The organism is Saccharothrix longispora (genome assembly GCF_030852425.1).
GTDB classification, from domain to species: domain Bacteria; phylum Actinomycetota; class Actinomycetes; order Mycobacteriales; family Pseudonocardiaceae; genus Actinosynnema; species Actinosynnema longispora.
The window spans coordinates 212531-231145 of record NZ_NSDM01000007.1 but is presented as its reverse complement, the minus strand read 5'-3'; the positions used below and the strand labels follow the sequence as shown (position 1 = coordinate 231145).

The 18615-nt window shown below is 74.0% G+C and carries 15 protein-coding genes; 4 read left to right on the top strand and 11 right to left on the bottom strand.

The genetic code is table 11. The features are described from left to right. Positions 1 to 315: 315 nt before the first annotated feature. Positions 316 to 819, top strand: a complete 504-nt coding sequence (locus CKY47_RS18215; protein WP_306747044.1) for a DUF3145 domain-containing protein — start codon at positions 316 to 318, stop codon at positions 817 to 819. Between the two features lie 128 nt (positions 820 to 947). On the opposite strand, the gene CKY47_RS18210 is transcribed toward CKY47_RS18215, so the two are convergent. The 4 genes from CKY47_RS18210 to lanKC all read right to left on the bottom strand — a co-directional run bounded on the left by CKY47_RS18210 (position 948) and on the right by lanKC (position 7172). After that, positions 948 to 2645, bottom strand: coding sequence for an ABC transporter ATP-binding protein (locus CKY47_RS18210; protein ID WP_306747043.1), 1698 nt, complete (start codon positions 2643 to 2645; stop codon positions 948 to 950). Between the two features lie 63 nt (positions 2646 to 2708). After that, positions 2709 to 4301 (bottom strand): ABC transporter ATP-binding protein, encoded by a 1593-nt coding sequence (locus tag CKY47_RS18205; protein WP_306747042.1) that lies wholly within the window; start codon positions 4299 to 4301, stop codon positions 2709 to 2711. A gap of 136 nt (positions 4302 to 4437) precedes the next feature. Further along, on the bottom strand, positions 4438 to 4599 hold the full coding sequence (locus tag CKY47_RS18200; RefSeq protein WP_306747041.1) for a SapB/AmfS family lanthipeptide: 162 nt from the start codon (positions 4597 to 4599) through the stop codon (positions 4438 to 4440). A gap of 38 nt (positions 4600 to 4637) precedes the next feature. Further along, a complete protein-coding gene (gene lanKC / locus CKY47_RS18195; protein ID WP_306747040.1) occupies positions 4638 to 7172 on the bottom strand; it encodes a class III lanthionine synthetase LanKC in 2535 nt (844 codons plus the stop codon). Between the two features lie 514 nt (positions 7173 to 7686). Between lanKC and CKY47_RS18190 the strand changes: the two genes are divergently transcribed. Further along, positions 7687 to 8265 carry a hypothetical protein gene (locus CKY47_RS18190; RefSeq protein ID WP_306747039.1) on the top strand — a complete coding sequence of 193 codons (579 nt, stop codon included), beginning with the start codon at positions 7687 to 7689 and terminating at the stop codon, positions 8263 to 8265. A 90-nt stretch (positions 8266 to 8355) separates the two neighbouring features. Here CKY47_RS18190 and CKY47_RS18185 read toward each other — a convergent pair whose 3' ends face one another. The 6 genes from CKY47_RS18185 to CKY47_RS18160 form a co-directional block, all read right to left on the bottom strand. Next, positions 8356 to 9780 carry an acyl-CoA carboxylase subunit beta gene (locus CKY47_RS18185; RefSeq protein ID WP_306747038.1) on the bottom strand — a complete coding sequence of 475 codons (1425 nt, stop codon included), beginning with the start codon at positions 9778 to 9780 and terminating at the stop codon, positions 8356 to 8358. Between the two features lie 39 nt (positions 9781 to 9819). After that, a complete protein-coding gene (locus CKY47_RS18180; RefSeq protein ID WP_306747037.1) occupies positions 9820 to 11055 on the bottom strand; it encodes a beta-ketoacyl-[acyl-carrier-protein] synthase family protein in 1236 nt (411 codons plus the stop codon). Beyond that, entirely contained in the window at positions 11052 to 11291 is a 240-nt protein-coding gene (locus CKY47_RS18175; RefSeq protein ID WP_204841757.1) for an acyl carrier protein, read from the bottom strand. The genes CKY47_RS18180 and CKY47_RS18175 overlap by 4 nt, the downstream gene beginning before the upstream one ends. A gap of 62 nt (positions 11292 to 11353) precedes the next feature. Further along, positions 11354 to 12331, bottom strand: a complete 978-nt coding sequence (locus CKY47_RS18170; RefSeq protein ID WP_306747036.1) for a beta-ketoacyl-ACP synthase III — start codon at positions 12329 to 12331, stop codon at positions 11354 to 11356. After that, positions 12328 to 13272, bottom strand: a complete 945-nt coding sequence (locus tag CKY47_RS18165) for an ACP S-malonyltransferase (protein ID WP_306747035.1) — start codon at positions 13270 to 13272, stop codon at positions 12328 to 12330. Before CKY47_RS18165 ends, CKY47_RS18170 begins: the two co-directional genes overlap by 4 nt. Before the next feature lie 185 nt (positions 13273 to 13457). Beyond that, entirely contained in the window at positions 13458 to 14633 is a 1176-nt protein-coding gene (locus CKY47_RS18160) for a PucR family transcriptional regulator (RefSeq protein WP_306747034.1), read from the bottom strand. Positions 14634 to 14749: 116 nt separating this feature from the next. On the opposite strand from CKY47_RS18160, the gene CKY47_RS18155 reads away from it, so the two are divergent. Continuing rightward, positions 14750 to 16294 (top strand): alpha/beta hydrolase, encoded by a 1545-nt coding sequence (locus tag CKY47_RS18155; protein WP_306747033.1) that lies wholly within the window; start codon positions 14750 to 14752, stop codon positions 16292 to 16294. Between the two features lie 197 nt (positions 16295 to 16491). Continuing rightward, entirely contained in the window at positions 16492 to 17271 is a 780-nt protein-coding gene (locus CKY47_RS18150; RefSeq protein WP_306747032.1) for a mechanosensitive ion channel family protein, read from the top strand. Between the two features lie 49 nt (positions 17272 to 17320). Here the strand turns inward: CKY47_RS18150 and CKY47_RS18145 are convergent, their stop codons facing one another. Continuing rightward, complete coding sequence (locus CKY47_RS18145) at positions 17321 to 18589, bottom strand: phytase (protein WP_306747031.1); 1269 nt, start codon at positions 18587 to 18589, stop codon at positions 17321 to 17323. Positions 18590 to 18615 lie beyond the last annotated feature (26 nt).

The following is an 18615-nucleotide window of genomic DNA, read 5'->3' as shown; positions in this document are numbered from 1 at the left end:
CGCCGGGGGCCCGCCGGCGGCGCCCGTGCCGGGTGTCGGCCATCCGTGACAGCCGTCACCGGTCCCGCGCTGATCACGTCGGCGTGTCGGAACGACCCCGGAAGGTGACGTCCCGGTGCGCGCGAGGGGCGGGAAGTCCGCGATTTAGGGTCGAAAGTCCTGTATCCGCACCGCCCCGGCGAGGAACGGGCTGGTTCTTCTGGCGGACCGCCGCCGCACCGGGCAGAATGGCCGGGTCGGGAATTCACAAGATCGTCCACTGTTCTCGAGAGGTCGTAGGGGAAGACGTCCCTCGTCGAGTAGCGGAGGTCAGCTGTGAGCACCCGTGGCAGCACCAGTGGCGTGGTCTACGTCCACTCGTCGCCGTCTGCGGTCTGTCCGCACGTCGAGTGGGCTATCTCGGGCACCCTCGGTGAGCGAGCGGACCTCAAGTGGGCGGCGCAGCCCGCGGCGCCAGGGCAGTTGCGCGCCGAATGCAACTGGTCCGGCGACGCCGGCACCGGGGCCAGACTCGTGTCCGCGCTCAGGGCGTGGCCGATGCTCAGGTTCGAGGTGACGGAGGACCCGAGTCCGGGTGTGGACGGCGTGCGGTACTGCTTCGTGCCCGTGCTGGGCCTGTGGCACGCCCGCACGAGCGCCAACGGCGACATCGTCGTGTCCGAGGACCAGCTGCGCGCCCTGGCCGCGCGCAGCCGCGGCGGGGAGTCGTTCGCGCACGGCGTGGACGAGATCCTCGGCGCCGCGTGGGACGACGCGCTGGAGCCCTTCCGGCGTGCCGGCGACGGCGCACCGGTGACCTGGCTGCACCGCGTCGGTTGATCCGCCGGTCCGCGGCACCGCACGTCCGGTGCCGCGGGGCCGGCCGGTCCGCCCGGTTCACCCGGGAGGGTGATCGGCTGCTCCGGCCGGCGCACCCCTTCGTCCTGTGTGGACGGAACGCGCCCGGGTCAGCCCGCCGCGGGCGCGGGTTGCCAGGCCGCCATGAGGTCCCGGTACAGGACCGAGCCGGCCATCAGCTCGTCGTGGCCGCCCAGCAGCGGCGGTCCGCCGTCCATCACCAGCACCCGCTCCGCCCGCAGCGCCGAGGACAACCGGTGCGCGATCACCACCAGCGTGCCGCCGCGCGCCGCGAAGGCCCGCTCCACCACGGCCTCGGCCGCCGGGTCCAGCGACGACGTCGCCTCGTCCAGGATCACCACGTCGGCCGCCGAGGCGTAGACCCGCGCGGCGGCCAGCAGCTGCGCCTCGCCGGTCGACAGCCCGCCGCCCGCGTGCCCCACCTGCCCGGCCAGCCCGCCCAGGCGGGCCAGCACGTCGGCCGCGCCGACCGCCGCCACCGCCTCCAGCAGCGCGGCGTCCGACGCGTCCGGGGCGAGCAGCGCGAGGTTCTCCCGCACCGTCCCGGTGAACAGGTACGTCTCCTGCGGCACCAGGGCGATCCTCCGGTGCCGCACCTCCGCGACCACCGACCGCACGGGCGCGCCGCCGAAGAGGACCTCGCCCCCCTGCGGTTCGACGAGCCCGGTGACCAGGCCCGCCAACGTCGACTTGCCGATGCCGCTCGGGCCGACGACCGCCAGGTGGGAGCCCTCCGGCAGCACCAGGTCCAGCGAGCGCACGACGGGTTCCGCGGTGGGGCTCCAGCCGAACGTCACCCCGCGCAGCTCCACGGCGTGCCCGGCCGGTTCGGCACCACCGCCCACCACGACGGGTTCCGGGGCGGCCTCGGCCAGCCGCCGCAGCGCCACCACCAGCCGCAGCACCACCGTGCTCGTCGTGTCCGCCAGCCGCCGCAGCGCGGGCTGCACGCTCGTGCTCAGGTACACGACCGCGCCCAGCACGCCGCCCGCGGTCAGCTCGCCCGAGCGCACCATGCCGGGCGCGACGACCAGCAGCAGCACCAGCGGCGCGAACCCGCCCAGCGCGATCACCACGCCGCGCAGCGCCGTGGACCACGCCATCCGCACGGTCGCCGCCGCCTGCCGGTCCACCTGCGCCACCACGTCGGCCAGCGCGTGCCCCGCGCCGTCGACCGCGACCACGTCCCGCACGCCCAGGAACACCGCGCCGGCCGCGGTGGCCGTGCCCTCGTCGGCCATCACCAGCCGCCGCTGCCCGCGTGCCAGCGACGGCAGCAGCAGGCCGAACAGCACCAGCGCCGCCACCACCGGCAGGACCACGAGCCAGGCCAGCGACGACACCGTCGCGGCCAGCCCGACCAGCGCCGCCGCCGTGGTGACCAGCAGCGCGCGGGCCTGCACCAGCACGCCGGCGGTGGCGTCGCGCACCACCTCGACGTGCCGGGTGATCCGGGCGACGGCACTCGCGTCGGGTTGCCGCGCGTGCGTGCCGCCGTGCAGGACGCCGCGCACGACCTGCCGCACCAGCGCGTCCCGCAGCGGCTCCACCACCGCGCCCAGGCGCGCGAACACCTGCCGCAGCCCGAACCCGCCGAGCACCGCGCACGCCGCGAACGCCAGCAGCCACGCCACGCCGACCCACGGCCGCCCGGCCGCGAACCCGCGGTCCACGGCGAGCCCGACGAGCCGGCCGGACAGCAGCGCCGGCACGCCCTCCAGCACCGACCAGCCGAGCAGCACCGCGATGCCGCGCCGCTGTTCGCGCAACGCCCGCAGGTAGGTCATCGGATCACCTCGTGGTCTCGTCCCGGGCCCGGTGCGCGGCGGTGCGCGGAACGGCGGCGCGCCTCACCCGAACACCGCCCGGTACCCGTCGTCGCCCCACAGCTCGTGGTGGGCCCCCGTCGCGCGCACCCGGCCCTCGTCGAGCCACACGACCAGGTCGGCGCGCCGCGCGGTCGCCGCGCGGTGCGTCACCACGACCCTCGTCCGGCCGGGCAGGGCCGTCTCCACCGCCGTCTCCACCGCGTTCTCCGTCACCACGTCCAGGCTCGCCGTCGCGTCGTCGAGCACGAGCACCGCCGGGTCGCGCACGAAGGCGCGCGCCAGGCCCAGCCGCTGCGCCTCGCCACCGGACATCGGCGCGTCCGGCACCGGCGTCGCGTAACCGGACGGCAGCCGCACCACGACGTCGTGCACCTGGGCGGCGCGGCACGCGGCCTCCACCGCCCCGTCGCCGGCGTCCGTGCCGTAGCGGACCGCGTCGGCGACCGTCGTGCCGACCAGCGCGGGCCGCTCGAACGCGTAGCCGACCGACCCGCCGCGCCGCACCTCGCCCGCGGACGGCTCGGCCAACCCGCCGATCACCGCCGCCAGCGCCGACTTGCCCGCGCCCGACCTGCCCACCACGGCCACGAACGCGCCCGCCGGCACGGTCAGGTCCACGTCGTGCAGCGCGTCCGGCACGCACACCCCGCGCAGCGACACCTCACCGGGCGGGGCGGCTCCCGGCGGCGTGGTGGTCGGCACCGGCGCGTCGAGCACCTCCGCCAGGCGCGCCGCCGACGCCCGCGCGCGTTGCAGCGCGGTCAGCACGGTGGCCTGACCGACCACCGCCATCCCCAGCGCCGCGTACCCCAGCGCGGCCAGCACGTCACCGACGCTCAACCGGCCCGCGACCACGCCGAACCCGGCGGCGACCAGCACGGTCAGCTCCACGGCGGGCAGCAGCAGCCCGGCCCGCCAGATCATCCGCGCCTGGGTGCGCCACATGCCGGCCCCGGCGCCCGAGAGCCTCGGCAGCGGTCGCAGCACCCGCTCGGTCTCCTGGTCGGCCCGACCGGAGGCGGCGATCGTGCGCAGCCCGCCCACCGCGTCCACGAGCCGCGCGGACAGCTCGCCGGACACCTCCTGGTAGGTCGCCACGTCCTCCGCGGTCAGCCGCAGGTGCGAGCGCACCAGCAGCGCCGCCAGCGGCACGCTCAGCAGGAACACCGCGGCCAGCCGCCAGTCCAGCAGGGCCAGCGCGACGACCGCGCCGCCCGCCGTGAGCACGGAGACGCCGAGGTTCACCGCGAGCACCGCGACCCCGCCCGCGATGGCGCTGTCACCGGTCACCCGGCTCACCGCGTCACCGGCCTCGAACCGCGCGGGGTGCCCGATCGCCAGCAGGTGCGCGGTCAGCCGGCGGCGCAGCCACGCCGCGCCGCGCGCGGTGATCGAGGCCGCCAGCACCACGCCGATCGCGTCGCCCACCAGCTCCACGCCCGCGAGCCCGACCAGCCACAGCACGGTGCCGGCGTCGAGCCGGCCGCCCAGCGCCGCGTCCACCGCGGCGGCCAGGGCGGTCGGCAGCAGCAGCCCCGCCGTGGTGGCCAGCAGCGCGTTGAGCGCCAGCAGCAGCCAGCGGGGGTCGCGGCGCACGACCGAGGACAGCAGCATCCGGTCTCCTAGCGGGGGCGCATCATGTGTGCGGGGGCCCGACGGCGCGAACCGTCGGACCCCCGCGGGAGGAGCAGGACCCGGTGAGCGGCGCACTTCGCCTGCGCCGCTCACCGGCTCCGGTCGTGTGACCTGGTCAGCAGGCCAGGACGCTCAGGGTCGAGTGGCTGCAGACGCCCAGCAGGGACAGGTTGGACGCGGTCGTGCTGCCGCCGCCGCCGCTGCTGCCGCCCGACGCCATCGCGTTGGACTGGGCCTCGGGGGTCTCCATGTCCTGCAGGTCGAGGATGAAGTCCATCGTGACTCCTCTTTCGGGGGATTCGGAAAGGGTTACTGCTACCGACCCGGGAGGGTCGGGGCTGTGAGGAACGGCAGCACGGGTGTGCCGTTCGCGAGGGTGGCGAGCGCCAGGAGCACGCCCGCGCCGCCGGTGCCGAGGTCCATCGACAGCCGCCGGAGCTGGATGCCGGGGAACGCCAGCCCGCCCTGGTAGGGCACGGCGTGCCAGGCGAGCCCGGCCACGTGCCGCTCGATCGCGTGCCGCGGTCCGCCGGTGTGGACGAGGGTGGCGAGCAGACCGGCCCGGCCCAGCATCAGCGCGGGCTGGACGACGAACTCGCCGGTCGTGCCGCCGACCAGCTCGGGCAGCTTCGCCACCACCGGCAGGTCCGGTTCGACCAGGCGGAACTCGTTGAGCACCAGGGCGATGCCCGCGCTGCCGACGCCGACGTAGGGCAGGGTGCGGAAGTTGCCGTCCCGGACCTGCGTGGAGCCGTCCAGCGCGATCATCGTCTCGTCGAGGTCGCGCTCCAGCGCCGTGACGCCCGCGTCCAGCCAGCGCCGGTCGCCGGTGCGCTCGAACAGGCGCAGGAAGAGCAGCGCGGGCCCGGACCAACCGTGCTCCAAGCCCGCGCGGGCCTTGTCACCGGGCGGCGCGGCGTTCGCGAGCGCCGTGCCCAGCCGCTCGCCCAGCTCCACCGCCTGCCCGGCGTACGTCTCGTCGCCGCGCGTGGCGGCGAAGTGCAGCAGGTTGAGCCCGATGCCCGCGAGGCCCGCGCCGAAGCCGTGGTCCTCGGTGCCGGGCACCATCGCGGCGTAGGAGTGGACCAGCTCGCCCGCCAGGTCGTGGTGGCCGAAGTTCTCCAGCACGTGCGCGATGCCGTGGGCGCCGGTGAGGAAGCCGGGTTCCTTCGGCGGGTCGCGGCGCACGGCGTCCAGCAGCCACCGCTCGTGGTCGGGGAACCTGCCCTGACCGGCGACGTCCAGCGCGTGCAGCACGCCCGCCGCGCCGTGGCCGAAGGTCGCGCCGCCGGTCTCGAACTGCTCCACGTCGCCGGGGAACAACCGGTCGGTGCGCCGGGGGGTGGCGCTGGCCAGGATCGCCTCGGCCACCGTCTTGAGCACCACCGGCAGGTCCGGCCCCGGCCCGTCCAGCACGGTCGTGGTCGGCCCGGTCGGCGGGTCGACGCGGCGCTCCAGGCCGGCGAGGACCTTCGCGCAGTACTCGTCGGGCAGGCCGAACCGCCGCCGGATGAAGTCGACGTGGGAGCGCAGCTTCACCGGCGCGAGCTCGATGACGGCGTTGAGCGGCAGGAACAGGTACAGGCGCAGCGCGGCCAGGGCGTGCTCGTCGATCTCGAAGCCGCTGCGGTCCGGCGGCGCCTGGAAGCCGGGCGAGCCGAGCGTGGGCTTGCCGTCCTCCTCGACGCCGAACGCCAGCTCGAAGTCGATCAGGGACACCCGGTCGTCGTCGTCCACCAGGACGTTGAGGGGGTGCAGGTCGCAGAACACCACGCCGCGGTCGTGCACGTCCTCGATGATCCGCTCGACGTCGGCGACGATCTTCAGCGCGCGCCCGGTGTAGGCGGTGACCGCCTCGTCGTCGACCTCGTGGTGGGTCAGCGGGTAGTGGTGGCCGAGCCACTGGCCGAGCGGGCGGCCGGGCACCTCGGACATGGCCATGAACTCGTGCTCCCACGCGGTGAAGCGCTCGAACACCTCGGGGACGCCGGGGACGCCGGCGACCCTGCTCAGCATCTCGTGCTCGCGGTGCAGCCGGGAGACGGCGTCGACGTTCATCCGGTCCAGGCCCGAGTGCGGCCTGGCCTCCTTGAGCACCACCCGCCGGTCGTCGGACTTGCGGACCGCCTCGTACACGCCGCCGCCGTTGGAGAAGTGCAGCGAGCGGAGCACCCGGTACGGGAAGTCGTCCGCGCTGCCGGCCCGGCGAGCGGCCAGGTGCTCTTCCAGGCACGCGGGCACCGTCACCCAGGCCGGCACCCAGAACACGGGCTTGCGCTGGTCGGGCACGAGGGCGCCGTCCGGCCCCTCGATGGCCAGCACGCGCTTGCCGTCCTTCTCCAGCCACTGCTCGACGAACCCGCCGTAGCGGACGAACAGGGGGCCGGCGCCGTAGCGCAGGTCGCTGAGGATGTACGCGCCCGGCTGTCCCCTCAGGATTTCCGACAGCTCGGCGAGGACGCGTTCCAACTGGTCGTCGTCGGCCGGGTAGATCGTGATGAGCTTTCCGCTGCCCTCCCGCGGGGCGTATTTCGAGTTGCGCGCCAGCACGATCGAGTGGGTGCGCAGGTATTTGAACGGGATGCGGCGGGCGGTGAGGTACTCGAAGGACTCCAGCAGGACTTCGGCCGCGTTCAGGACGGTCGCCGAGACGTGGATCTTCCACCCCTGCTTTGGCAGCACCACGCCGTTCGGGTGCAGGTGGCGCCAGATGTTGCGGTCGGCCTGCGTCCAGCCCTCGGGCACGGCGGGGAGCAGTTGCGAGAAATCGTCCCGGGACGTTTCCGTGCCGTTTTGTACGTCGTAGAAGAGACGATCCGCGAAGCAGTAGGCCTCATAGCGGAGATCCACCGGAATTCGCCTCCTCGTGTTGTGGCGACCGGGATATTCCCGCACGCTTGTCACTAGAGTGCCAATCCGCCATATCGGGGATTCTTTGCGTCCGTTCGTGAAGGTCGACTTCGGCGGATCTCACACCAGTGGTGGTCACCCGTCGGAAACATTACCCGAACGCCATGTTTAGCTCCGGTCGGGTGAGGTCAGAGGGCTGGCGCCACGCCTAAACGGTACGGGCTCGTTCATTTGTCGGCAAACCTTCCGACCAGGAGTTATGTGACGACCTCGGCTTAATCGTCGAGGTGATCACCGATTGTGGCGGAGTTGCTCCCAACGGGGGACGTCCACATTATTTGCGGCTTGCTCCTCCTGCTTGATCCGCCGATGGGGTGTGTGGTTCTTGAAAACTATCCGCCGAACTCCGATGGAGAACCGCACCCGAACCCGCCCAAACCGCAGAACTCGGGGTCGGTGCTGCGACTTGCGGGTGACAGCGGGGTGGGCGGGAGGGCTGTGGCAGGCTCGGGACGTGTCCTCGCGCGTGCTGCTGCCCCTGGTGCTCGTGATCGCCGCCGCGACCGCCGGCGTCGGCGTGGCCGCGCGCGAGGTGTACCAGCGGCCCCCCGTCGTGCCGGGCGACCAGATCGCGGTGCCGGGCACCGGGACCGACGAGTCGGTGCCGCGCAGCGCCCAACCGGGCAGCGGCGTCGTCCAGCTGAGCGTCGACGCCTCCCTCCACCCGGAGGGGCAGCGCGTCCACGAGGTGCTCCAGCGGTTGTTCGACTCGATCAACAACCGCGACTACGAGCTGTGGACGAAGGCCGTCACGGCCGAGCGCGTCGCCACGCTGAGCCGGCAGAAGTGGCTGGACGACTACCGCACGTCCGCCGACGGCTCGATCCTCGTGCACCGCATCGAGGTGGTCGGCCCGACCAGGCTGCGCGTCCTGATGACGCTCACCAGCACCCAGGACCTGGCCGACGCGCCCGCCGACCTCCAGTCGGACTGCATCGAGTGGCGCGTGGTCTACCCGCTGGAGCTGGAGCGCGGCGCGTGGCGCGTCGACCTGGGCACCGAGGGGCGCTCGTCCCAGTCCGAGGCCTGCTGACGCCCGGCCCGACCCCGGGCACGGCGATGGGGTCGCCCCCCGACGTGAGCGACCCCATCGACACCTGCGCGCGGATGACCGCGGAACGACCTACAGCGGGATGTTGCCGTGCGCGCCCCGGCCGGCCGGCGCCGCCGCCAGGGCCTCCGCCAGCTTGCGCCGCGTCCTGGTGGGCTCCACGACCTCGTCCACCACGCCGATCGCGATGGCCCGGTCCACGCCGCCCGCGATGCGCTCGTGCTCCTCGACGAGCTGCGCGTGCAGCGCCTCGCGCTCCTCGTCCGGCACCGCAGCCAGCTTCTTGCGGTGCAGGATGCCGACGGCCGCCTTGGCGCCCATCACGGCCACCTCGGCGATCGGCCACGCGAACACCGCCGTGGCGCCCAGGGAGCGCGAGTTCATCGCGATGTACGCGCCGCCGTACGACTTGCGGGTCACCAGGGTCACCCGCGGCACCACGGCCTCGCCGAACGCGTGCAGCAGCTTCGCGCCGCGCCGCACCACGCCGTCCCACTCCTGGCCGACGCCCGGCAGGTAGCCCGGCACGTCCACCAGCACCAGCAGCGGCACGCCGAACGCGTCGCACATGCGCACGAACCGCGCCGCCTTCTCCGCGGACAGCGAGTCCAGGCAGCCGCCCTTGCGGATCGGGTTGTTCGCCATCACGCCGACCGTGCGCCCGCCGAGCCGGCCGAGGCCGACCACGATGTTGGGCGCCCACTTGGCCTGGAGCTCCTCGAACGAGTCGTCGTCGAGGATCGCGTTGACCAGCGGCTTCACGTCGTAGGCCCGCTGCGGCTGCTCCGGCAGCAGCGCCCGCAGGTCGTCCCCGTCCTGCACCGAGTGCAGGTCGAACACGCCCGGCTGGGCGAACAGGCCGGTGATCCGGCGGGCGCGGGCGTAGGCGTCCGGCTCGTCGGAGGCGATGACGTGCACCACGCCCGACTTGCGGCCGTGCGCCTCCGCGCCGCCCAGGCCGTCCATGTCGATCTGCTCACCGGTCACCGAGCGCACCACGTCCGGTCCGGTCACGAAGACCTTGCCGGCCGGGGCCATGATCACCACGTCGGTCAGCGCGGGCCCGTAGGCGCCGCCACCGGCCGCCGGGCCGACCACCACGGAGATCTGCGGCACCCGACCGGACGCGCGGATCATCGCGGCGAACATCTGACCCATGCCGTCGAGCGACTCCACGCCCTCCGGCAGCCGTGCGCCACCGGAGTGCCACACGCCGATCACCGGGGTGCGCTCGCGCACCGCGGTGTCGATCGCCTCCACGATGTGCCTGCACCCCTCGGACCCGAGCGCGCCGCCCATCCGGGTGGCGTCGCTGCAGTAGGCCACGACCTTCGCGCCGTTGATCCGGCCGCGGACGGCGAACATGCCGCTGCCGTCGCGCGGGCGCAGCGGTGCGACGGAACCGGGGTCCAGCAGTTGCGCGAGCCGGACCTCGGGGTCGCGCGGATCGGGTTCGCCCGCCTCCGGGGTCGCCGGTCGGGACGCAAGGGCAGTCATCGGCAAGCTCCTAGTGGATCTCGGCTCTGGTGGGCCGGTTCAGGCTTGGGTGAAGACCAGCGAGACGTTGTGCCCGCCGAAGCCGAACGAGTTGTTGACCGCCGCGACGAGGTCCACCTTGCGCGGCTCGCCCGTGACGACCTCCAACTGCACCCTCGGGTCCTGGTCCTCCAGGTTCAGCGTCGGCGGCACGATGCCGTCGCGGACCGACAGCAGCGTGGTGATCGCCTCCACCGCGCCCGAGGCGCCCAGCAGGTGCCCGTGGTGGCCCTTCGGCGCGGTCAGCAGCGGGTGGTCGCCGATCGCCCGGCGCACGGCCTGCGGCTCGATCACGTCGCCCACCGGGGTGGACGTCGCGTGGCAGTTCACGTGCCCCACGTCCGCCTTGTCGACGCCCGCGGTGCGGATCGCCGCCGCGATGGCGCGCGACTGGCCGATGCCCTCCGGGTCGGCCGCCGTGATGTGGTGGCCGTCGGAGCTGGTGCCGATGCCCGCGAGCTTGCCGTAGATCCGCGCGCCGCGGGCCCGGGCGAACTCCTCGCGCTCCAGCACCATGATGCCCGCGCCCTCGCCGAGCACGAACCCGTCGCGGCCGGCGTCGAACGGGCGCGACGCGGCCGTCGGGTCGTCGTTGCGGGTGCTCATGGTCCGGGCCTGGATGAAGCCCGCCATGGTGATCGTGGTGATGCACGCCTCGGCGCCGCCGGCCACGACCACGTCCGCCTCGCCGGACCTCAGCATCCGCCACGCCCAGGCCAGCGCCTCGGCGCCGGACGCGCAGGCCGACACCGGCGCGTGCACGCCCGCCCGGGCCTTCAGGTCCAGGCCCACGTGCGCGGCCGGGCCGTTGGGCATCAGCATGGGCACGGTCAGCGGCGAGACCTTGCGCAGGCCGGACTGCTCGATGAGGTCGTCCTGGTCGAGCAGTGTCATCGCGCCGCCGATGCCGGTGCCGACGACGACGCCCAACCGCTCCAGGTCGACGTCGCCCTCGGCGATCCCCGCGTCGGCCCACGCCTGGCGGGCGGCCACCACGGCGACCTGCTCGCAGCGGTCCAGCCTGCGGGCCTCGACGCGGGGCAGCACCTCGGTCGGCTCGACCGCGAGGGGGGCGCCGATCTTGACGGGCAGGTCGAACCGCTCGACGAAGTCGGCGGTCAGGGTCCGGACGCCGCTGCGCCCGGACAGGAGGGCGTCCCAGGTGGTGGCGACGTCGCCACCGAGCGGGGTGGTGGCACCCAGCCCGGTGACGACGACGTCGTTGCTACCACTCATGCGTGGCTGGCGATGTAGTTGACCGCATCGCCCACGGTCTTGAGGTTGGCCAGCTCGTCGTCCGGGATCTTCACGCCGAACTTGTCCTCGGCCTGCACCGCGATCTCCACCATGGACAGCGAGTCGATGTCCAGGTCGTCCACAAAGGACTTGTCGGCCGACACGTCGGCCGCCTCGACGCCGGCGACCTCCTCGACGATCTCGGCGAGCCCCTTCTGGATGTCCTCGTTGCTCACTGAAAGTCCCTTCCCATCTTGCTCATCCCGGGTGGTTTGCCCACCGGAGTCCTGGATAGCGGTCACGGCAGCCGGACGACCTGTCCGGCGTAGGACAGGCCGGCCCCGAAGCCGACGAGCAGCGCCACGTCACCGCTGCGCACCTCACCCGCCGCGCGCATGTGGTCCAGCGCGAGGGGGATCGACGCCGACGAGGTGTTGCCGGAGTCCACGATGTCACGGGCGATCACGAGGTCCTCGCGCGCACCCTTGGCGCGCAACCGCTTCGCGATGGCCTCGACGATCCGCAGGTTCGCCTGGTGCGGCACGAAGACGTCGATGTCCGACGGCTCCAGCCCCGCCGCCTCGATCGCCCGCAGCGCGATCGGCGCGATCTGCGTGGTCGCCCAGCGGAAGACCGACTGGCCCTCCTGGAAGATGGACGACTCGCGGTCGGCGACCTGGATCATGTCCACCAGGTCGCCCGCGCTGCCCCACGACACCGGGCCGATGCCCGGCTCGTCGGACGGTCCGACCACGGCCGCACCCGCGCCGTCGGCGAAGATGATCGCGGTGGACCGGTCGTTCGGGTCCACCCAGTCGGTCAGCTTCTCCGCGCCGATCACGAGCACGTTCGCCGCGGTGCCCGCCCGGACCAGGTCCGAGGCGGTGCCCAGGGCGTAGCAGAAGCCGGCGCACGCGGCGTTCAGGTCGAACGCGGGCGCGGCCTTGACGCCGATCCGGTCGGCGACCTGCGCCGCCGCGTTCGGGATCTGGGACGGCATGGTGCAGGTGGCCACGACGACCGCGCCGATGTCGGACGGGGCGAGCCCGGCGTCCGCGACGGCCTTGGCGCCGGCCTCGACCGCCATGTCGGTGAGCTTCTCGTCGGGCTTGGCCACCCGGCGGTTGGCGATGCCGACGCGGTCGCGGATCCACTCGTCGGAGGTGTCCATGCGCTGCGCCAGGTCGTGGTTGCTGACCACGGTGTCCGGCTGGTAGCTGCCCAGGCCGACGATGCGGGTGCCGACGGGGCCGGTGGGGAGGGAGAACGTCCTCACTTGGCCGCCACCGCCTCGCCCCGCTCGGCGGCGGCGAGCAGTTCCACGACCTGGTCGAGCTGTTCGGGGGTCTTGAGGGCCAACGTGGGGGTGCCCTTCATCTCGCGCTTGGCCAGGCCGGTCAACGCGCCCGCCGGTGGCAGTTCCACCACGGCCGTCACCGCGCGGCCGGCGAGGGTTGCCTGGCAGGCGTCCCACCGCACCGGGCGGGTCACCTGGGAGATCAGTCGGCCCAACACCTCGGCGCCGTCGGTCAGCACGGCCCCGTCGGCGTTGGACAGCAGCGGCAGCGCCGGGTCGGCGACGGTGATGCCCGCGGCCCGGGCGCGCAGCGCTTCCTCCGCGGGCGCCATGTACCGGGTGTGGAACGCGCCCGCCACCGGGAGGCGGCGGACCTTCGCCCGACCGGGCGGTTCCTCGACGAGGGCGTCGAGGGCGTCGAGGGGGCCGGCGGCTACGATCTGGCCGGCGCCGTTGCGGTTCGCGCCGACCAGGTCCAGCTCGTCGAGCCGGGCCAGCACCTCGTCCTCCTCGCCGCCGAGCACCGCGGCCATGCCGGTGGGCGTCAGGGCGCAGGCGGCGGCCATCTCGGCGCCGCGCACGGCGGCCAGCGCGACGGCGTCGTCGGTGCTCAGCACGCCCGCGACGGCCGCGGCGGCCAGCTCGCCGACGGAGTGGCCCGCGATGACGGTGTCGGCGGGCAGCTCGACCCGGCGGCGCAGCTCCTCGTAGGCCAGCAGTGCCAGCGCCACGACGAGCGGCTGGGTGACCGCCGTGTCCTTGATCTCGTCCGCGTCGGCGGTGGTGCCCAGGCGCTCCAGGTCCAGACCGGTCACCGCGGACCACGCGGCGACGCGCTCACGGGCCCCGTCGACGTCGAGCCACGGGGTGAGCATGCCGGGTGCCTGGGACCCCTGTCCGGGGGCGAGAAGCGCGATCACCCGCTCACTGAACACTCTGACGCGCACTTGCGGTGATGCTGGCAGTCACGAAACCCGGGACCTCGATTTGTAGGGTTCCTACAATTGTGACTGTGGCATGAACGTCGAACGACGTGGCGTGTTGTCGATCGGAACCCATACCACCCGAAATGGGACGTGCGTGTTCGGTCACACCCGGTCGGGGGTCACCACAACCCGCGAGCGCGGGCCAGGCGCCCCACGGACAGGGCGACGCGCAGTACCAGGGCGTCACGGGGGTCGGTGGCGTTGCGCCCCGTCAGCTCGGCCGCACGCCGCAACCGGTAGCGCACCGTGTTCGGGTGGACGAACAGCTTCCGCGCGCACGCCTCCAGCACACCGCCCACCTCGAGGAAGGCGTCCACGGTCTCCAGCAGCGCGCCGCTCGCCTCCTCCAGCGGCCGCGCCACCCGGTCGACCAGCTGCCACTCGGCCTCCGGGTCGCCCGCCAGCGCCCGCTCCGGCAGCAGGTCCAGTGACCGCACCGGCCGGGGCGCGGCCGGCCAGCCGACCACCGCCCGCAACCCGGACAGCGCGTCGCTCGCGCTGCGGTGGGCGTCGGCGAGGCTGGTCACCGTCGGCCCCGCGACCACCGCGCCGTCGCCGAACGCGTCGGCCATGCGGGCGAGCGCGTCGCCCCGCTCGGTGTCCCCGCCCAGCACCACCACCAGCCGCGAGCCCTGCACGCTGAGCAGCACCGGGCGCCCGATCCGCGCGGCCCGGCTGCGCACCTCGAAGACCACCGCGGGCGGGTCGTCCGACGGCGGGTTGCCCACCAGCACGGTCGCCTCCGCCGCCGGGTCCCACCCCAGCGCGGTGGCCCGCGAGAGCAGCGACTCCTCGGCGTCGCCGCGCACGATGCCGTCCACGACCAGGGCCTCCAGCCGGGCGTCCCACGCGCCGCGCGCCTCGGCCGCCGCCGCGTACGAGGTGGCCGCGGAGAACGCGATCTCCCGCCCGTAGCGCAGCACGCCCTCGCTGAGCAGGGCGCGCTCGGCGTCGCTCCCGGCCAGCCGCGGCAGCTGCCGCTCGAACAGCTCCAGCGCGATGCGCACCAGCTCGACGGTCTGCCGCAGGCTCACCCACCGCGAGATGTCCTTCGGCGCGGCCCGGAACGCCTCGGCGGTCAGCCGGATCGCCTGCTGCGGGTCGTCCAGCCACGACACGAACCCGGCCACCCCGTTCTGGATCAGCAGCAGCACGCCCGCGCGCTGGTCGGCCGGCATCCGCCGGAACCACGGCAGGCGCTCCTCCATCTCGGCGACGCTCGCCGCGGCCAGGTCGCCCGACGCCCGGCTCAGCGTCCGCAGGGTGGCCCGCGACAGCGCGGTGGAACCGCTCATGCGCCCACGATCGCACGTCGGTCGCGACCGGCCACGATGGAGTGACTCGCCCTGACGGTGCGCGCCGGCGGTCCTACGTTCGGTGGCGTCCGGAGCGTGAGCGAGAGGGGTGTTCCGTGCGCAGGTACCTGTCAGTCGGAGTGGTGGTCGCCGTGGTGCTGGCGGCGGGCGTGGTCCCGTCGTTCGGGACACCCTCCCCGCCGGCGGAGCCGCCGGGCTCGGCGAGCCCCGACCCGCTGGCCGAGTTCCACGCGCAGCGGCCGACGTGGAAGCCGTGCAAGCAGACCCTGGAGTGCGCCGAGGTCGTGCTGCCGCTCGACTACCTCCGGCCGACGGGTGAGCGGATCTCGATGGTGATCAGCCGGAGCAAGGCGACGGAGCCCGCCCGGCGGCGCGGTGTGCTCGTGGTGAACCCCGGCGGACCGGGCGGCTCCGGGCTGTCCATGCCCACGTACCTGGCCAAGACCGAGGTGGCGCGCGCCTACGACATCATCGGCTTCGACCCGCGCGGGGTGGGCCGCTCGACGGCGCTGAACTGCCGCACCATCCCGTCGATCGCTTCGGCCGACACCCGTCCGCGGGACGACGAGTTCCCCAAGTGGGCGGCCGAGGCGCGGGCCGCCGAGGACGCGTGCCGCGAGGCCGCGGGTGGCATCCGGCCGTTCGTCAACACCCCGAACACGGCCCGCGACATGGACATCGTCCGCGCCGTGCTGCGCGAGGAGAAGATCAACTACCTGGGGTACTCCTACGGCACCTACCTGGGCGCGGTCTACGGCTCGCTGTTCCCGCAGCGGCTCGACCGCAGCGTGCTCGACTCGGCGGTGCACCCCGAGTGGATCTGGCGCGAGCAGTTCCGCGCCCAGGCCATCGCCCTGCGCCGCAACGTCGAGGCGTGGGCGGGCTGGGTGGCCGGGCACCACGCCCGCTACGGGCTCGGCGCGACGGCGGAGGAGGTGCTCGTCACGCTGGAGGGCGTGGCGGAGGACCTCGCCGCCAAGCCGGCGGGCGTGCAGGCGCGCACCGACTTCGACGCCGCCATGGGCGTCGGCGCCCGCTACCGTCCACTGTGGGCGCAGACGGCCGAATCCGTCGTGCGGCTGAGGGCGGGCGAACCGGCGGAGGCGACCGCGCCGATGGCCCGCAGCGCCGAGCGCGACCTGGTCTCGGGCGTGTTCATCACGGTGATCTGCGAGGCCGACTGGCCCACCGACCTGGACACCTACTACGAGGACATGCGCGTCTTCCGCGACCGTTACCCGTACGGCTTCGGCGTTGCGCGCGCGGCCCCGACGAACTGCACGTTCCGCAGCTTCACCCCACCCGAGGCGCCGGTCCAGCTGCGTCGCGACGGCTACCCGGTCGGCGTGGTCGTGCAGGCCGAGGGCGACACGCAGACCCACTACGAGAGCGGCCCCGCGATGGCCGAGCGCCTGCGGCACAACCTGGTCACCGTGGTCGACGAAGGCAGGCACGGCATCTACGGCACCGGCAACGCCTGCGTGAACCGGCTCGTCGACCGCTACCTGCTGGACGGCCTGCTGCCGTCGAGCAGCTCCACCTGCCCGGGTGAAGCGAGGCCCGACCCGGCCGCGGCCGCGTCGCCGCAGCACGTCCAGACCTACCTCGACGAGCTGGCGCTGGGACCCGTGCGGCTCTAGGGGTGCAACGCGAAAACCCCCGGCGCGAGAACCTCGCGCCGGGGGTTTCCCTCTCCCCGGTCCCCACCGGTGACTCCACTCTGGACTGTTCCACCGCGGACCGCCACGTCAGTCACTCTTTCGAGCCAACACTTCAGGTTGCCGGGTGAACCGGGCGGGGACACGATCCCGACAGGACAACAGAAGGAAGGCACGTCATGGGCACACGGATCACCGACGGTCTGGGGCAGGCGTGGGCGGTGGTGGCCACGTTCGTGCCGAAGCTCCTGGGCTTCCTGCTCGTGCTGCTCATCGGGTGGCTGATCGCCAAGGCGCTGGCCAAGGCGGTCGGCTTCCTGCTCCAGAAGGTCGGGTTCGACCGGCTGGTCGAGCGCTCCGGCCTCGGCGGCGCGATGAAGCAGTCCCCGATCGACGCCTCGAACCTCATCGTGAAGCTCGTCTACTACTTCGTGCTGCTGATCGCGCTCCAGCTGGCGTTCGGCGCGTTCGGCACCGGCAACGCGGTCAGCGCGCTGCTCAACGACGTCATCGCCTACCTGCCGCGGATCGTCGTGGCGATCGTGCTGGTGCTCGTGGCCGCCGCCGTCGGTAAGGCGATGCGCGGGCTCGTCACCGGCGCCCTGGGAGCCCGCTCGTACACGCGGATGCTGGGCACGATCACCTACGGCTTCGTCGTCGCGCTCGGCGTGATCGCGGCGCTCAACCAGCTCGGCATCGCGGTGTCGGTGACCATGCCGGTGCTGATCGCCGTCCTGGCCACGGTGGCCGGCGTCATCGTGGTCGGCGTCGGCGGCGGTCTGGTCCGCCCGATGCAGCAGCGCTGGGAGGGCTGGCTCCAGCGGGCGCAGGAGGAGGCCTCGGCGCCCGAGCCGCGCCGCTCGCAGGAACCGGTGACCGCCGCCGCCCGGACCGCCCGCCACAGCTCGACGGACGCGCCGACGCCGCCCGCGGGGATGCCCGCGCCCGGCGACCACTAGACCGGCCGGGACCCCGCCCGGGCGGACGGGCTGGGTCCCGCACCCCTGGTCAGCCCAGCTCGTCCAGCACGTCGGCCCAGCTGACGTAGGCGAACCCGGTGGTCGGCAGGTCGCCGGCGGCGGGCGTGCGCTCCCCGTCGTGCACGACGAGCAGCCCCTCGGGGTAGCGCGGCCCGAGGTTCCCGGTCACCACGTGCGCCCCGTCGGAGTGCTCCACCGAGTCGACGCCCCGGCCGCGCCCGACGACGAACTCGCCGGCGTACCGGTTGCGCCCGGTCCGCTCGTAGGCCACGAACCGCGAGTCGCCCTGGCTGGAGGCGACCAGGTAGCCGTCGGCCACGGTCAGGCCCTCCGCGTCGGCCTCCAGGTGCCGCCCGCCGAAGCCGGGGTCCGGGCCGGAGGCGACGCACTCGTCGGTCCCCGGGTCGTAGGTCCGCGGCACGCCGAACGAGCGGACCCGGTCGACCAGCACCGGCGTGCCGAAGCCCGACGCGCCCAGCGCGATGCGCCAGATGCCCACGTCCTCCTGCGCCGCGTACAGCACGCCGTGCCGCGAGTCGACGACCATGCCCTCCAGTTGCGGACCCTCGCCGGGGTCGCCGCACGGCGTCCACGTGGTGCCGTCGGGCAGCGGGAACGACGACGGCAGGTCCACGGTGGACGCGACGGACGTGCCCACCCGGGCGCCGCCCGCCGGGACCACCCGCAGCAGCGCCAGCCGGGTCGTGCTCCGCCGGCTGACCACGACGACCGGCGTGCCGCCGACCGACCCGGCGGCCAGGCCGTAGGCGGTGCGCTGCCCGTCCACCTCGGCCTCGGTCGCGGAGAACACCGGCCGCGCCGCCGGGTCGGTCACGTCCCGGACCGCGCCCGCGCCCGCCGCCGCGCCGCGCGGGTCCACCTCGTAGACCCGCACCCGGTCGCGGCCCCGGTCGCTGACGAACGCCAGCGACCGCTCCCGGCCGCCGACCCGCGCGCCGCCGAGCACGTCGACGTTGTTGAACCGACCGGGCGCGGCGCCCGGCGACGGCGCGGCCGGCGCGGGGTAGGTGCCCAGCGTGCGGCCCGTCAGGTCGAACGCGGCCAGCCCGCCCTCCTTGAGGGTGCCGAGCACGACGCTCCGGAGGGGCGAGCGCGGGTGCGCCCAGACGGCGGGGTCGTCGGCGTCGGCGTTCGCGGGCGTCCCGGACGGGTCGTCGACGAACGCCCGGGTCTGGGCGACCGGCACGACGACGGGGGGAGTCCCGGATGCGGCGGCGGGGCCCGGCGCGGCGGTGACCAGCACCGGCACCAGGACGACCGTGAGCAGGATTCGCATTCGCGCACGCTATCGGCCGCCGGTGT